This is a genomic window from Pseudoalteromonas sp. MMG022 (assembly GCF_021654245.1).
GTDB lineage: Bacteria > Pseudomonadota > Gammaproteobacteria > Enterobacterales > Alteromonadaceae > Pseudoalteromonas > Pseudoalteromonas amylolytica.
Genome location: NZ_JAKFZQ010000027.1, coordinates 1 through 17,925 on the forward strand (window position 1 = coordinate 1; position 17,925 = coordinate 17,925).

The window sequence follows — 17,925 nt, forward strand, 5'->3', positions numbered from 1 at the left end:
ATCAGAATACTTTCAAACACCTGTTTTATCAGACCTAAATCAAGCTCCCCTTGTACCTGCCACGCCATCGGCATATTGTATTGTGCTGAGCCTGCTTGTAGCTGGTCGATTAGCCATAAGCGCTGCTGTGAAAACGACGTCAAACAGAGTTGCTCTCGATTTTCAACTCTCTCAATTCGAGCTGAGTCTTGGGTGGCATCCTGCTTTAACCATGCTACGATCTCTTGTTTTTTCTGTTTAAGCTCACCTAGCAGCTCCGGCGTTAAGTTTTCTTTTTTCCCAGCAACTTTGATGTTATCAGTAGCATCAAGACTTAACTTGATGCCCAATTCTAGTAATTGCTTTAAAAAATTATTCATATCAAGAACTCCACTTCATCTCCTTCGACTTCACTGCCAGCCTGTTTAAATTCAAGTTTTAAAATTTCACTATCAATGTGGTGTGCTACTTCTTTAATATTTGGCGCGCGCAGTGCAGTCGCCATATCTAGTCCAACTGTGAACTTTTGTTTAATCATGGCGACCAGACGAACGACCATGAGTGAATGTCCACCTAATTCAAAGAAATTTGTCGTCGTACCAATCTTGCTCTGTTCAACACCGAGCAGCTGTGACCACATCTCCGCCAAGACTTGCTCAGTCTGTGTTTCTGGGGCTATATACTCGCTTTGTCTATCGATATTCTCTGGTGTGGGCAGTGCCTTTTTATTCACTTTCCCGTTGGGGGTCAGTGGCCATTGCGACACCACTAATAACACGCTAGGGATCATATAATCAGGTAACTGTTTTGCTAGCCCTGCTTTCACCTGTGTCACCAAGCTCAACTGCGCCGCTTGCGGTAGCTCATTTGGCGCTTTGATATAACCTACCAACTGTGTACTACCTGCGAAATCTCTCGCCATTACATAGGCCGACTCCACCCCTGATTGCTTAGCAAGTTGCGCCTCAATTTCACCCAGCTCAATACGCAGACCTCGTACTTTTATTTGGTCATCCTCGCGTCCAATAAACTCTAGGTTTCCATCTGGTAAATAACGTGCAAGATCACCCGTATGGTACAAACGTTCTGAGCTGTTGACGCTATTAGCCGCAAAGAATGGATTAGCGATAAAACGCTCAGCCGTTAATTCTGGGCGATTCAAATAGCCTCGAGCTAAGTTGTCTCCGCCGATATACAACACGCCCGGTACGCCCACAGGCACAGGTTGAAGCTGTGTATCCAGTACATACAATTGGGTGTTATTAATTGCTCGACCGATAGGCACAAAGCTGAGCTTATCGCTGCCATCACATTCCCAGTAAGTGACATCAATGGAGGCCTCAGTCGGACCATATAGATTAAACAATTGGGTATGTTCAGATTTAGTCGCATTAAATTCATCGGCTAATTTTTTCGCCAATGCTTCACCACTACAAAATACGTAACGTACTGACGGCAGCTGCGAAAAACTAACTTCATTGAGCATATTCGCCAACATAGAAGGTACAAAGTGCATGACTGTTACCTGCTGTGTTTGGATTAAGTCACGCAAATACTCAGGATCTTTATGTCCATCAGGTTTAGCAACAACGAGTTGCGCACCATATCCTAGCGTCCAGAAGAACTCCCAAACCGATACGTCAAAGCTGTAAGGTGTTTTCTGTAGTACGCGATCGCCTGTTTGTAGTCGGTATTCACAGTGCATCCAATCGAGCCTATTCATCATGCCACGGTGAATCGACTCCACCCCTTTGGGCTGGCCCGTACTACCGGATGTGTAGATCACATAGGCTAAATGAGATGAGGTCAGACCTAGACGCGTTTTATCAATGTTTTCTGTACTGTACTGAGCAAAAGTCTCTGCTTGCTCTAAACAAACCAGCTGTTGTTGGTCACACTGGAACAACCCTGCGAATTTTTGCTGTGTTAAGACGAGCTCCGCGCCACTGTCTTGTACCATGTAGTTTAAACGTGCTTCTGGTAGGCTTGGGTCTAACGGTACATATGCACCACCCGCTTTGAGGATCCCCAGCAAACCAATAACCATTTCAAGCGAGCGTTCCACACTGATACCAACCAAAGTGTCAGGTTTTACCCCTTGCGCAATCAAATAGTGCGCCAGTTGGTTGGCTTTCGCGTTAAGCTCCCCATAAGTTAAGGTGGCAGTAGTGTCACCATCAAAGGTTACCGCTATTGCTTGTGGCGTGTTTGCAGCATGCTCCTCAAACAACTCATGAATACAGCTTTCTTTTGGATATTCTGAAACCGTATTGTTCCAATCAAGTAACTGGCGAGACTGAGAAGGAATCAGTGCTGACAACTGCCCAACGGTGTGGCAATCAGACGCTAAGAACCTGGTTAGGGTTAACTCGAAGAGCGCCAATAGTTCGCCAACTGACTCTGTTGAATATTGCTCAGAACGATACCCCAACTCAAAGCTCAATTTGTCTTCTGAACCTGTGTGCTCTGGCAGGACCATTAAGGTTAAAGCATAATTGGTTTGCTCTTCGTTACGTAACTCATTTACCGTAAGCCCAGACCCCTCAACAATATGATGTATTTCCTGATCGACCGGATAGTTCTCAAATACCACCAGTGTATCGAACAACTTACGTTCGGCTAGACCACTACTGATATGCGGACTTAATGTCTGTATTTCAGACAGAGGTAAATGACCATGCTCGACACGTTCAACGCTTGCTTGGTTCAAACTACGTAACCAATTACCAATGTCTTGCTCTGGCTGAATATCGACAACTACAGGTAGACTGTTAATAAACAAACCAATGATATCATTGACCCCAGCAAGCTCTGGTGGGCGACCTGATACAGTCTCACCAAACATTACTCGCTGCTCACCACTATATCTGTGCACCACATATGCCCACGCAGCTTGGATCAGAGTATTTAGCGTCACCTTATGTTGCTGGGCAAGTGACTGTAGCTGAGCACTCACCTGTGCAGATAAGGCCAACTTTTCCTTAGCGGCACCGTGTGTACTATGCTCTTTCGCCTGTTCCAAATAGAGATGGGTTGATGACGCTACTTGTGCTAACTTCTCTCGCCAAAAATCCTGTGCTTGTTGCTTATCCTGTTGTGCCAGCCAGCCAATGTAACGCTCATATTGAGGTGCATCAGGTAAAGATGAAACAACCGACTGAGTGCTAAGCTGCTGCGCATCTAGGTCATGAATTTGGGTGTATATACTTAATAGCTCTTTGAGCACTAAAGGCAATGACCAGCCATCTGACAACGCATGATGGTTTGACCAAATAAGATAATGACGACGCGCTTGTAGCGTGACCAAGGTCACACGCGTCAATGGCACAGCGCGCAAATCAAATCCCTGTGCTCTATCATCTTGTAAAAACTGAGATAATTGCTGTTGCTGTTCAGAATCACTCAGTGCTGACCAATCTAAGTGAGTAAATGGCACGTTTACATCCGATAACACCACCTGATGGGTTAGATCATCCGTAAAAGCGGTTCTGAAAACATCATGGCGTCTTATGATTTCGCGCCAAGCATGTTGCATTGCTGCGGCATTTAGCGCCCCATCAATATCGATCGACAGCTGCGTTAAGTAGGCTGAAGCATCTAAGCTACTGTGGAAAAGTAACCCTTGCTGCATACCCGTTGTAACATACAGTTTTTCCATATTTGGATAATTCTGATACCACTCATCCAACTGAGCTTGATCAACGCGACTTAGCGCAAAGTCTGATGGCGTAACGCCCCCTACTGCTTGGCTTTGACAGTGCTCAATTATCTCAATGAGCGCAGTTTCAATTTTATGTACTAAGGCTTTGATGGTCGCTTGCTGGTATTGCAATGCATTGAAACGAAGAGAAAACTGAAGCTTTCCACCTGAAACCAAGCCATTGAGTTCTAATTGGTGTCCGCGCTGGCGACGCATACTCACGTCCTCACCGGTAAACTCATTGGCAGCTTGAAATACCCCATCATTGTTGATGACCTGATCAAACTGTCCTAAGTAGTTGAATAGCACAGCCGATGCACCACCCACAGTACGTGCAAATCGCTCTCTGTGTTCGTTGCTTGCTAACATCTGCTGCATTACACCAAAGCCAATACCACCATGTGGAACGGCTCTCAATTGCTCCTTGACAGCTTTGATAACCTGCTCAATTGAGGCATCTGGCTGGGTGTGTAACAACACAGGATAAACACAGGTAAACCACCCCATTGTCTGGGTCAGATCTAACGCTTCGTTAAGCGACTCTCGCCCATGGCTTTCTAAATCGACACGAAATGCGTGATTCCCAGTCCATTTATGCAGTGCAAGATATAAGGCCGATAACAGCAAATCATTTATTTGCGTGCGATATGCCGCGGTGCATTGATTAAGCAACGCTTGGGTGTGTGAGTCACTCAACTCAAATTCTACCGTGTCACTGTTTGACAAACTGTTGTCTTCAACGGCACCTTGGTCAACTGGCAAGTCATCTACTGGCGTGGCAGCTTGTGCTTCCCAAAAAGCTTTTTCAGCACTGATATCATCACTGTTGGCATAGTCATAAAGGAATTGACCCCATTGCTGGAAAGAAGACGTTTTTGCGCCTAAAACGATGGCATCATTTTGCTGCCATTGCTCAAAAGCACTCGCCATATCTTCAAATAAAATACGCCATGAGACGCCATCTATAACCATGTGATGAGCCGTTAATAATAACCGGCGCTGCGTACTATTCCCTGTAAACAATACGGCTCGGAAAACATCTGCGGTAACCAGCGATAGACCTGCTTTGGCTTCACGGCTGGCCTTTGTCAATTCATCTTCCCAGCTTTGGCCTGCTAAGTGCCCTAAATCTACACATTTGATAGCACGCTCAACACACTGCTCTGTCAGTGGCATATATTTTCCTGCTTGCTCAACCACCGATAAACGCAATATATCGTGGCGCTGATACACCGCAAACATGATGTCTCGTAGTGCCTCAATAGTGAAATCCGCAGGAACGGTTAATAGCACAGACTGGTTATAATGATGCTGGTCAACGCTATCACCGGTTAAGAATTCACGCTGAATTGGAATGAATACCTGCTCACCACAAATAGCCTCTTGCGGCGCTTCTATCTGTGCTGTGCCATTGACCAAAGGCGCAAGCTTTTCTATTGCTTGACACTCAAAAATTTGACGAGTAGTCAATACTAGGCCTTGCTTAGCCGCTTGTGTAACGGCTTGGATGGCCAAGATTGAGTCACCACCAATGGCGAAGAAGTTTTCAGTGACCCCTACTTTTTTCAGCTTAAGTAGCTTTTGCCAAATTTCACAAAGTTGCCGCTCAATCTCACTACTTGGTGCCACATATTGTTGAGTCAATTGCACAGGTACATCTTTCGCCTCCAGTGCTTTGCGATCCACCTTGCCATTAGGGGTATGCGGTAAAGCGTCTAAAAATACGAACGCCGAGGGCACTTTATGACTGAGTAAAGAGTTTTCGAGGTAAGCTACTAATTCCTCGCGTAAATTTAGCTCATTGAAGTCGTCTTCAGCAGCAGCTTCTTGCTGTGTCTTGCTAGCAACCACATATGCCACTAACTGCTTGGTGTCTTGCGCAGGGTCAAGTGATTTTGCCAGTACCACAGCTTCAGACACCAGCTCACTGGTCAAGATTGCACTTTCTATCTCACCTAATTCAATTCTGAAACCACGAATCTTAATTTGATGATCAACCCGTCCTACAAATTCTAGGTTGCCAGGCTTGCCCTGCTGATCAGGTGCACAGCGAACCAAGTCACCTGTTTTGTACAGACGCTGTCCGTCTCTAAATGGACTGGCGATAAACTTTTCATCCGTCATAGCGGTGGCATTTAAGTAGCCTCGCGCTAGATTATCACCACCAACATACAGCTCTCCTGTCACTCCAACAGGACAAAGCTGCTGCTTGGCATCCAATACAAACAACTCTGTGTGTGGCGCAGTCATTCCGATGGGTACCGCCCCCTCTGTGTGCTCAGTACAGTCAAAGTAACTACTCCAAACACACGCTTCCGTGGGTCCATATTCGTTGACTAATCGGCAGTTTTTCCACCCGCTGCTACACTGGTGCTGCTTCACAAGATTCAAATCACAAGGTTCACCTGCAACAATAACCGTTTGCAGTGACGAGTTCGGGTGTATATCAGCTAACAACATGGTTTGGTAAACACTCGGTAGCGTCAAGAAGTGGCTCACTTGCTCATCAGCCATGAGCGTTTCGAACGCCTGTAAATCCAAGCCTTGCTTAATGTCAACAATACACAGTTTGCCACCGGATATGTGCGTCCAGAAAATCCCAACTATCGAGCTATCAAATGCATACGATGAGAACAAAGCAAAACTCTGAGGTGATTCTTGGTAGGCTTTAAATCTGCCAACCGTTGAATTCGCCAATGCGCCATGTTCAATGGTCACACCTTTTGGCTGACCCGTGGAACCCGACGTGTAAATAACATAGGCTAAGTTGCTCTGGGTCAGTCCCAATTTACTTCTATCTAGGTTTTCTTCATCGTAGTCACCTAAAAAACTGTCCCACATTTCATCGTCTAGAGGCAGTATCTGCAAGTCACCAAACGGTAGTTCAGATAACAGTTCCGCACTGGTGAGCATAATCTCGATATCGGAGTCTTCTAAAATATGTTCAATATGCTTCTCTGGGTAGTCAGGGTCAATTGGCACATACGCCGCACCTGCTTTTAAAATACCCCAAATACCAATGACCATCTCTAAAGAACGTTCAACACATAGGCCCACCAGGGTATCCGGCGTAACCCCTTCACAGACAAGATAATGTGCAATTTGGTTTGCTTTAGCATTCAACTGCTGATAGCTAATTGCTTCTCGCATGTGTGCTGAGAGCCCAAACGTTGCGGCAATATTATTCGGATGCTCCTTTACTTGTGCTTCGAACAGATCAAGTACAGATTGACCATCAGATATCGATGTCTCTTCATGGTTTTCTGAGGACCAAGTTGACCAATCGAGTAACTGCTCCACTTCATCTGTTGATAAAAATGGTAATTCACTCACCCGTGATTGTGGTGCAGCAATAATCCCTTTGAGCAAGATTTCAAAGTGTGATGACATACGTTCAATAGTTGAAGCATTGAACAAAGCAGTTGCATACTCCCAATCAAGCATTAATCCACCAGCTTGCTCATAGATATCTAAGCTCAAGTCATGTAATGCCACACTATGAGGTTGCTCAATCTTTTGCGCTGTAATTGATGGTAAATCAAACCAACCTTGAGTGTTATTTTGTAGCGCTAGTTTCACCTGAAATAAAGGAGAGTACCCAAGGTTACGCGCTTGTTGTAACTCATCCACCAGCTTTTCAAACGGAAGTTCGGTGTGCTCATACACATCTAACAAATCTGCTTTAGAGCTTTGCAATAGATCAGTGAAGCTAGGGTTACCACTGAGGTTAAGTTGTAACACGACACTGTTGGTGAAAAACCCAACCAAAGGCGCTAACTCACTTTGTTCGCGGTTTGCCACTGGTGCACCAATCACAATGTTGTCTGCTCCTGTTGAGCTGTCATCTTTGTCAGAGTGTCTCGCCAATAAAATTGCCAGCGCCGCATGCAACACCATAAATAGAGTAGTATTGGAAGCTTTAGCCAGCTCGTTCAAGCCAGTTTGAATGTCTGGGCTTAGCGTTTGAATTAAGTGCGCACCTTTGTAATCTTGCACTGGTGGCCTTGCTCGATCTAGTGCAAGGTTGTGCACTTCTGGCAGTCCTGCTAATCGTTCTTTCCAAAACGCTAGATGACTTTCAAGTCTCTCTCCTTGAAGGGTCTGCTGTTGCCAATGCGCATAATCACCATACTGAATGTCAATGTTTGCAAGTTTCGATTCAGGGTCTTTATATAGACGATTGAATTCGTCAAAGATAATCCCGACTGACCAACCATCCACGGCAATGTGGTGCATTGTCACAAGTAATACATGTGATTGTGGCGCAAGCTTTAACAGTTTCACACGCACCATCAAGTCACGGCTTAAATTAAATAATGTACTTGACTCTAGTGCGATATTGTCACGTACCGTCTGCTCTTGTTCTGGCTCGCTCAAGTCACTCAAATCGTAAGTTGGCAGCTCTAGTGACCATGTATCTGAAACAACTTGGATAGCCGTGCCACTGTCGGTTGTATGTAAAGTAGTTCGCAACACCTGATGGCGTTCAACAATGATATTGAAAGCATTCTGCATAGCCGCCACATCTAGTGGACCTGATAGCTTAAATGCTTGACACATATTGTACTGTGTTGTGCCCGACTCGATTTGTTCAATCAACCACAATCTCTGCTGTGCAAAAGACAAAGGCGTTGGCTCGTTGCTCACAGCAGGCTGGATCTTGGTACTGTGACTAACCGATGCCAAGTCTATAACATGCGCCAACTTACGCACGGTTTGCTCAGTGAACAAGGTTCTGATTGGCACTTCTACATGCCATTGTGTGCGTATTAGCGCAACTAGGCGTGCTGCGAGTAACGAGTGACCGCCTAGGTTGAAAAAGTTGCTGTTAACACTCAGCCACTTACCTTGTTTCGGTTCAATACCAAGCAACTGCTGCCATAACTCACACAGCTGTTTTTCAGTCTCTGTTTCTGGAGCTACATATTGAGCCTCGTTACCGCGCTCAGGCTTTGGTAATGCATGGCGGTTTACTTTGCCATTTGGTGTTAAAGGGATTTGCCTCAAACATACAATCGCGTTTGGCAACATATATGAGGGCAACAGTGCCTCCAAATGCTCAAGCAACGCGTCTTGTATATCCTCTTGCAGATGATTTGACGTTAATGTGACATATGCAACCAGCGATGTATCATCACGCTCAGCAAAAACATGAGCAACCGCATCTTGAACCTGTGGGTGCTGCAAAAGCGCAGACTCAATTTCACCCAACTCAATACGATACCCACGAACCTTAACCTGATGATCCACACGGCGTAAATACTGTAATGTACCATCAGCTAACCAGCGCACTAAGTCACCCGTTTTATACAGGTGACCGGGTCCATAAGGGTTGTCAATAAAGCGCTCTGCGCTCAATTGAGGTTGATTAAAATACCCTCGAGCAACGCCATGACCGCCAATGTAGAGTTCCCCAGCTACGCCTACTGGTACAGGGTTAGAATGTGTATCCAACACGTAAAATTGAGTGTTCGCGATTGGTTTACCTAAAGAAATTGCATCCTCAATCTTACATGTAGCGGACCAAACAGCCGTTTCTGTCGGACCATACATATTCCAAAGTTCAATGTTATCAAACGATAATAATGAGTTTTTCAATGACTCACTTAAGGCCTCACCACCGCAAAGCACTTTTAGCTGATGTTTTGGCTGCCATCCATTACCGACGAGCATTTTCCACGTTGCAGGTGTTGCTTGCATCATCGTAACTTGATGCTCAGCCATGAGTTGTGCTAATTCATCCGCCGATATGGCGTTATCCGACGAAGCCAAAACGAGACGTCCACCAACACTCAGTGGCAAGTACAGCTCTAACACGTGGATATCAAAAGACAAGGACGTTACTGCGAGTAAGGTATCATCATGTGTCATTCCCGGCGCTTCTTGCATTGCGCGCAGGAAGTTAACAACATTTCCGTGTTCCAGCATCACGCCTTTTGGTTTGCCTGTAGAACCGGAAGTGTAAATCAGGTAAGCCAACGTGTTGCTATCTAGTTCTAATTGCGCTTTATCTAAATTGCTTTGCGCTTGACGAGCTATTTCTTTAGCAGTCGCTTCATCGTCTAAACAAAGGAGATTTTCAACTGATAGTCGCTCACTAAGGTGCTGATGTGTAATGACCCATTTGACCTCTGAGTCTTCCAACATATAACTCAAACGAGCATGTGGGTAGCTGGGGTCGAGCGGTAAATATGCGCATCCCGCTTTCATGATAGCCAATGTCGATATCAACATGTCCAATGAACGCTCTACACATACCCCTATTATTGACCCCGAATGGATACCATTTTGCGCAAAGTAGTGCGCTAACTGATTGGCTCGCTGATTGACCTGTTGGTACGTCAGTGCATCACCATTAAATATGGCCGCAATAGCATCTGGCGTTTCAGAAACCTGCTGCTCGAACAGTTCATGAATACAGGTATTTTTTGCGTAATCTCGCTTAGTATCATTGTATTGTGTTACCAAACGTTCGTGTCCAGATGTGTCAAGTAACGGTAACTCACTCACTCTAGTCATAGGAGATGAAACGATACCCTCTAGCATCAGCACAAAACTTTCAACCATCCGCTCAATGCTGGCATGTTCGAATAGATCGACCGCATATTGCCATTGCATTTCTAGTCCTGCATCGCTTTCATTGAGTGTCAGCGTCAGGTCATACTGTGCAAAGTTATCTCTTGCCTGTGGGTTTTGTATATCCAACCCTGGTAAACACAACGCCTCCATTTGATGACTTTGCAGAATCAACATCACTTGGAACAACGGACTGTGTCCAAGGCTTCGTTCTGGTTGCAACTCATCAACCAGCTTTTCAAATGGCATTTGCTGATGCTCATAAGAGGCTAATGTCCGCTCTTTCGTTTGCGCCAGCAAATCTACAAACGTTGGGTCTTCTGACAGGTCGCAGCGGTACACTAGGTTATTGATGAATAAACCGATCAGTGATGCAACTTGCGATTGCTCCCGATTAGCGATGGGTGATCCAAATACAATATCTGTTTCGCCAGAATAGCGACTTAAGAAGCTAGAAAACGCCGCATTCATAAGCATAAATGTGGTCGCTTGATGCTCTGTTGCAAGTGCCTGTAAGCGTTCTAACAGTGCTTTATTAAGCGTTTTATTAACCGAAGCACCTTGAAAACTTTGTATCGACGGACGTGGCTTATCTAAAGGCAGGCTGTGAACGACAGGTAGGTTCGCTAAATGTACTTTCCAATACTGCAAATGCTTTTGTAAAGCCGATTCATCAAGCGTCTTACGTTGCCACAGTGCATAGTCTGTATACTGAATGTCAAGACTCTCTAGTGGATTGGCAGTACCATGTATTTGGGCTGCGTATAGCGCGTTTAGCTCTTTAACCAACAATCCTAAAGACCAGCCATCTGCCGCGATGTGATGCACACTAAGTAACATGATATGAGATTGTGGGCTCAGTTTCAGTAAACTCACTTTGAGCATGAGATCTTGCTCAAGATCAAACGCTTTCGTGCTTTCTTGCTCACTTAACGTTGCAATACGCGCCGCTTGTTCATCTGAATCAAGAGCACATAAATCATACTCGGTAATTTCCAGTTCAAATGAGCTGCGCACTCGCTGTAATACCTGACCTGACTGCTCATAAAAGTTCGTTCTAAGTGTCTGATGTCGTTCGATAATGGTATTAAGTGCTTGCTGTAAGTACGCCTTGTTCAACTGACCAAATAATTCTATAGAGAAGGACAAGTTATAGTGGGCATTGTTTGACTCTATTTGATTAACCAGCCACATTCGCTCCTGTGCATAGGACGGTAACAGTGACGTAGTTTGATTGCTCGACTGAATGGTAGTCAATTCACACGCTGACGCATTTTCAATCACTTGAGCAAGTTTTCGAATAGTATTAGCAGAGAAAAGATCTCTAATCGAAACATCGACACGCCATGTCTGTTGGATCTCAGCAACGAGTGTGGCAGCTAAAAGTGAATGACCACCTAAATTCAAGAAGTTATCTTCAACTGATATACTATCTAAGCCAAATGTTTTCTGCCACAAGGTGCACAAAGCAGCTTCCGTTTCACTGACTGTTACAGCTTTTTCACTGACCTGTGCCTGTTGCCCTTCTGTATCTGGGTGTACTGCGCTGTATAAGTATTCAATGTCATTTGCGAGGTAACGCTTTTTAGATAAAGAACGCTGAATTTTGCCACTAGACGTACGATTGATCCTACCCGCCTTTAGGAACAAAATGTCTTCAAGTACAACTTCAAAGTGTTCAAAAATGGCCGCTTTTATCGTTTCACATGCACTTGCATAATCAAACTTAGCCATTTCGCTGCGACTGATCTCCAGCATTAACACCGCGCTGCCATTTACTTCAAATGCAGCGGCACCATTTTGGCTCAGTCCAGGATAAGCACTGTATGCCAGTTTCTCAAAATCCTGAGGGTAATAGTTGCGACCTTTGATGATCATCACATCTTTGATTCGACCAGAGATATACAGCTCACCGTTATACATAAAGCCTAAATCACCCGTTCTTAAATAACGTTGATCATCTGACTCCAATGTCGCACCAAAACTGGCCGCGGTTTTCTGAGGGTCATTCCAGTAACCTTGCGCTAGGCTTGGCCCTGCAAACCATATTTCACCCACATGACCTTCTGGCAGTTCTTTACAAGTTTGGGGATCAACAATTTTAAGGTGGTGATGCTGTTGAACCTGACCGTGTGCAATGAGGATCTGCTGCTTTTCATCATCATCGCTTGGCAGTATTGCTTGCCCTTTTTGTAATGCCTCGCTGTTAAATGGCAGCGCGGTATATGCCACTTTGTGCGCACCGCCACATATAAATACCGTTGCTTCAGCCATGCCATAAGCAGGGAACAACGCAGACTCTTTAAAGCCAACTCTGGCAAAACGGTCGCTAAAGCGCATCAAGGTTTGTGCATCAACAGGCTCAGCTGCATTAAACGCGATACGCCAAGTAGATAGGTCTATACCCGCCAAGTGATGTGGCTTAATACGCTCTATACAGTGATCAAACGCAAAGTTTGGCGCACCACAAATAGAGGCCTTAAACTCTGTAATAGCCTTAAACCAAGCTAATGGACTTTTGATAAAGCGCACCGGTGACATTAATACAGAATGCGCACCGAGAAAGATAGGTAACAGCAATGTATTGACTAACCCTAGGTCGTGGAACAGCGGTAACCAGTTACAAAATACATCCTCTTTCGCACAGTGTGTTGCCTGTTGCAGTGTTTTTAAGTTTGCAACGATGTTTGCGTGGGTGACCACCACCCCTTTTGGTGTGCCCGTTGAGCCTGAAGTGTACTGCAAGAAAGCAACTTGCTCAGGGGCTGGCAAGTTGAAGGTTTCTACATCAGTTGACCCGATAAGCTCGTCAAACCCTTTAACAGATAGTGGGGCCAGTTCCATTTCTAACTGACCTTTTAGCAGGCTATTGGTGAGTATCAGACTTGCCTTACAGTCATCAATTACCGTCAGCACGCGGCCCGCGTGCTTTTTGCTTTGTGGTGGGTACAAAGGTACGGCAACAACCCCTGCGTATAAACAACCTAAGAAAGCTTGGATGTATTCAAGGCCTGGTGGATACAATAAAACCACTCGCGCACCTACGTCAACTTGAGTCATTAAAGTCTGTGCAATAGATTGAGCTTGCTGATGTAGCTGACTAAAGCTGATTTGAGATTGCTCACCATTATCTTCAATAAAAGTAAAAGCAGTCCCCTGATCGTTTGCTATGGCATGTGCTGCCAAATAATCATGAATTGTTTCCATGAGTGTTCCTTACCCTGTAGGTTGTTTATTTTTCTTATTTATTTAAGGTGGATGGTCTTTTTACAAAACAGCATCTCTGCTGGTACATCCATTTTTTTACAAGCTTCGAGGAATTTGGTTGACTCTTGCACCTGTCTTGAATCTTCTTCATGCTCAAGACCATTGAAATATTTAAAACAAGTTTCTAGTCCAATGGCGTAAACACAGACCTGCTTGGCATTAAAGGCCTCTACCATCGGCACCGCTTGGTTACAGTCAGATCCATCTAAGCGCCTAGAATTTTTAATATTTTTCGGCACTTTCTTGGTGTGAAGTGCGCCATAAGCCCATGTATAAGGTGCACCAACGCACTCCATACCAATCGCCAAAACGTCAAGATCAGTGAAGATTTTACCCAGTTGTTGATATAAGTTTCCGTCGGGGTTAGACGAATCAGCACCAAAGAAACACTTTTTACCATGCGCCTCAATGTACCAAGCAGCCTTAGAACGAATATTCAGATCACCGTGCTCCCCTAGGAAAGGTAAGCTCACAATACGGCCATGAGGAATCGCGATTTCCTCTAAATCATCAACTTCAATCACGTCAAAGTTCAATTGCTTGAGCATTAATCGCAATGATGGGTCAGCAATGGTGCCACCATTATTTTTCGGTACAATCACCTGCTTTGTTTTGTATCTCAACTGCAACAGTGTCTCTATATTCGCGTGGTCCATATGGGTATGAGTCAACAGAATATAATCGATGGTTTGGGGCAGTTCGCTGTAGCCTATCATTGTGCCATCGTTATTATGCTCTCGTGAGGCGATAATAGGGTCGACTAAAATACACACGTCTTTGGTTTCAACCATAAAACCCGCGTGTCCGGTATAATTCAGTCTAACGCCTTCTTCAACTGGCACATGTTTAATCGCAGGCTTTTCCGTCGTAAACAACTCGCGGTATGCAACTCCACCGGTTTGCTCTAGGCCTGCAAACAACGCATCAACTTGCTCTACAGATAAAGGCTTTTCTCTTGCCTGAAAAATGGCATCGACAATGGGTGAGTTAAAGTCAGCATTAACCTGTAAATGGTTCGCATCAGGAAGACGTGGTGTACTTAAAACAAATGGTCGCTCTCCCACTTTAGACAGTAAGCCGAAAGACAAACTTTGCAACGAAGGCTTGTAATATTGGCTTCTGTACATTAGTGGTTCAATGATGCGATAAGATGGACGGTGCTCCATATCCAAAAAGAGTTCCACACACCCTTTTAACGGGTCAGGCACCTTATCATAAAGATGCTCTATGCTTTCTCCGCTAGTGTGAGCATAAAGTAGATCATCTAAATACTTAACGGCATCAGACAGCTCTATTAAGTCACCACATCGCTCATCAAGCTCAGCAATCAGAGCCTTGATGTCATCGACCTGCTCTTCTGTACAATTAAGAAACTCTCCACCGGTGAGTACCGACTCTTTGGAAGCGATGATATGCAACTTATAGTTTTTAACGAAAGATTGCATAATTCGACGATGGGTGTTGACCACATGTCGCGCACAAGTAACCGGAGGCATAAGATATGGCCAGGCATACCAATGGTTTAATAAAGGTTCAAAGTAAACGTCAGGTTTTAAATATAGTAATTCGTTATTCATTGTTATTATGCTCAATTAAGAAAACTCTAAAAAAACGGTTTCGAGAAAAGGGGTGCTATTTCCAGTCAAAATCTTTACCCAATAAAGCAAAGAGCTTTTGATTGTAAGGTCGATAAAACTCAGAGAGTTTGTCGTTGCTACTTTGCTCGGGTCGAGGAAACTTGATTGGGTTCTCATTGGCCTTTTCACCGTATTCAGGAATGTCTATAACGGATAACCCCAAGAACTTTTGTACTCTTTCCAAAGTCGGCTGACGCCCTTTGAAATACTCAGCAGAATCTAGAATCAGAACATTTTCTTCGCCAAACCGTGCCATCCATTGCTCTACCGCTTTGTAATAAATACCCGTTTCCAATACGGGAAAACCACATGCTGATGTCATTGCTACACTGGGGAACAAATCCAAAGCTCTATCTATGTAGCTTTCAAAACTATCGAAATAAGGGGAATTCTCTAATCCCTTGCCACCTAAAAACATTTCCCACTTCCAATGCGTATAGGCTCTAGCAACAGGGTCTCTCAGAGTAATGATAATTTTCGACTCAGGATTGAGCTTATACAGCTGTTCCATCATCTCCATGTTATTTAGTTCAGGCTTAAGATAGCCACACCTTACCACCCCCCCACTTTGCCTCTCTAAACGCTCCTTTTCCCTGCGTGTTGGGTAAAATAGCTTTATGCGCTCAGTGCCTTTACAGCTGATCTCTTTTGCTAACGGGTGCATCACATTGGGGTGCATTTGCAGGTGCGTCACCAAATCGCTTGAACCGCTTTTAACTGGGCCTACAACAACATAATTGGGTGCGATTCTATCTTTGGAATACAAACCTCTGAGCAACAACCGCCAATTCGGAACTTTGGAAAAGTAGTAGCTCAGAAACTGATATTCCACTAACCCAAATAGAAGCTGCGTGGGGTTGTGAAACAGTGACTTACCTTGATATTTGCGTACACGATATTCGGTAGACAGTTCAAATGCCCTAAAGAACTTTTTCAAGTCGCCACCAGCCATGCCATAACTCTTATCCGTCTGCATGTGCTTCCTCCCTACGATGTTTGCCAACAGCCTGATTATCTTCATGATTATCAGACGCCTGCTGCGTCAGCATGTCCTTCGTTAGCTCTTGTGCAACTTGGCCGTTTTCCATTTTCACTACCTTATCCGCGAGGTGAAAATATCGGTCATCATGAGTAATGACGATCACCATCTTGTTGAGGCGTTTTAACTCCGGCAAAATTTGGTAGTAGAATATATCTTTAAAGCTGGGATCTTGATCTGCGGCCCATTCATCAAACACATAGATTGTTCGGTCTTCAAGGTAAGTGACCAATAATGCAAGGCGTTTCTTCTGTCCGGCAGATAAATCTGTGGTTGAAAATACGCCATCATGAATGGTTACTTTCTCATCTAAACCCAATTCTTTTAAGTTTTCAGCTGCGCGTTGATCAAGCTCATCTGGGGCTAAACCATATAGTTTTGTAAACAGATAAAAGTCTGAGTAGATAGCCGATATGCTTTGACGACAAGCCTCACGGTTAAGGTTCGTTACCGCTTGGTCGTCAAAGCAGATACTCCCCTTACTGGGAACGTAATGCAAAGAAAGTAATTTTGATAACGTTGTTTTACCAGAACCATTACCACCCACTAGGTAGGTCACTTCGCCACGATGTAATGTTAAATCTACAGGGCCAAGATGAAACTCCTTATCCTCGCTGCTTTTTGCAGGATAGATATATTCAACACCTTTCACGTGTAATTGCTGACAATCTATCGCCTCAGACCAATCTGAAGTTTCTTCAATTGGCATTTCTTGCAATAACTTATCAAGCTTTTTCGCGGCAATACGCGCCATTATGATGTTATTTACCAAACTGGTGAGTGCAGCCATCGGACCGGTGATATACAGCAGCACCATCACAATTCCCTGAAGGTTGTTCTGAGACAAGCCATAGTAATTAGCCATGATGTAAGTCACGATACCTATTGCAAAAAAGCTAATCAGCGTGCCGTAGTTCATGCCCGCACTTAGATAAAATCGGCCTCGTTTTTGTGCTGCTCTGAACTTTTCTTCATAAGCATGAAGACTCTCTTCCAAGAACGCTTGTTTCTTTTGCTGGTTTAACTTAAGTTCCTTGGCACCATAAATAAGCCCTCGCATCCCTTCTTGAATACCATCGAAGCTATTACGTGATCGGGCCATATATTTCTGCCCAAAAAATAGCGGAATACGATACGTCAACGCACCAAATATGATGATCGCAACGATAAATAGAAACACTTCAAGTTTTAAGTACATCAAAAAGGCCAACATTCCAAACAACGTCGCTGATGCCACCAAAATATTTGGAAATACTGCTGCCCCTTCTGTCACACGCGCAATGTCATTGTTCATTGCCGTTAATATGCGCGACTGACCGATTTGCTCTAAACTCTGAATTGGTAGTTGAGACACTCGCTTATATAGCTTTTTGCGTAAACCCACCGTGGCGTCGATAGATGTTTGTGCAACCATGGTTTCAGATGTCACACGACATAGCAAAATGAACATCACTATTGAAAAATAGTAAAATGCTTGGGTAGGTGACGTGATTTCAAATGTGCCCAATAACCAATATGAAGATTCAAACTCTGGTTGCATCAATCTACTCAATGCAGGCTGTAGCGAAAGTAGTATTAAAGGTACGACAACGGCATACGCCATCCCCGCCAACGAGCCCAACAAAATAGAAAAGAATACTTTGTTGGGTGAAGTCGCTGTTAACAGCTTAAACAAACCTGTAGGTGAGTTCGCTTGATTGTCTTTCATTTTTAAGCTCCTTTTACAC

5 protein-coding genes are annotated in these 17,925 nt (G+C 44.4%); all 5 read right to left on the reverse strand.

Annotated features, from left to right (window positions below; all coding sequences use genetic code 11):
• Nucleotides 1-359: hypothetical protein (locus L1070_RS18325; RefSeq protein WP_237126645.1), on the reverse strand; the 359-nt coding region annotated here is incomplete at its 3' end.
• Complete coding sequence (locus L1070_RS18330) at nucleotides 356-13,462, reverse strand: non-ribosomal peptide synthetase (protein WP_237126646.1); 13,107 nt, start codon at nucleotides 13,460-13,462, stop codon at nucleotides 356-358. The genes L1070_RS18330 and L1070_RS18325, both read right to left, overlap by 4 nt.
• A 38-nt stretch (nucleotides 13,463-13,500) precedes the next feature.
• Nucleotides 13,501-15,099 (reverse strand): MBL fold metallo-hydrolase, encoded by a 1,599-nt coding sequence (locus L1070_RS18335; RefSeq protein WP_070987163.1) that lies wholly within the window; start codon nucleotides 15,097-15,099, stop codon nucleotides 13,501-13,503.
• A 55-nt stretch (nucleotides 15,100-15,154) separates the two neighbouring features.
• On the reverse strand, nucleotides 15,155-16,135 hold the full coding sequence (locus L1070_RS18340) for a sulfotransferase domain-containing protein (RefSeq protein ID WP_237126647.1): 981 nt from the start codon (nucleotides 16,133-16,135) through the stop codon (nucleotides 15,155-15,157).
• Nucleotides 16,122-17,906: a cyclic peptide export ABC transporter gene (locus L1070_RS18345; protein WP_070987167.1), complete on the reverse strand. Its 1,785-nt coding sequence runs from the start codon at nucleotides 17,904-17,906 to the stop codon at nucleotides 16,122-16,124. Before L1070_RS18345 ends, L1070_RS18340 begins: the two co-directional genes overlap by 14 nt.
• Nucleotides 17,907-17,925 lie beyond the last annotated feature (19 nt).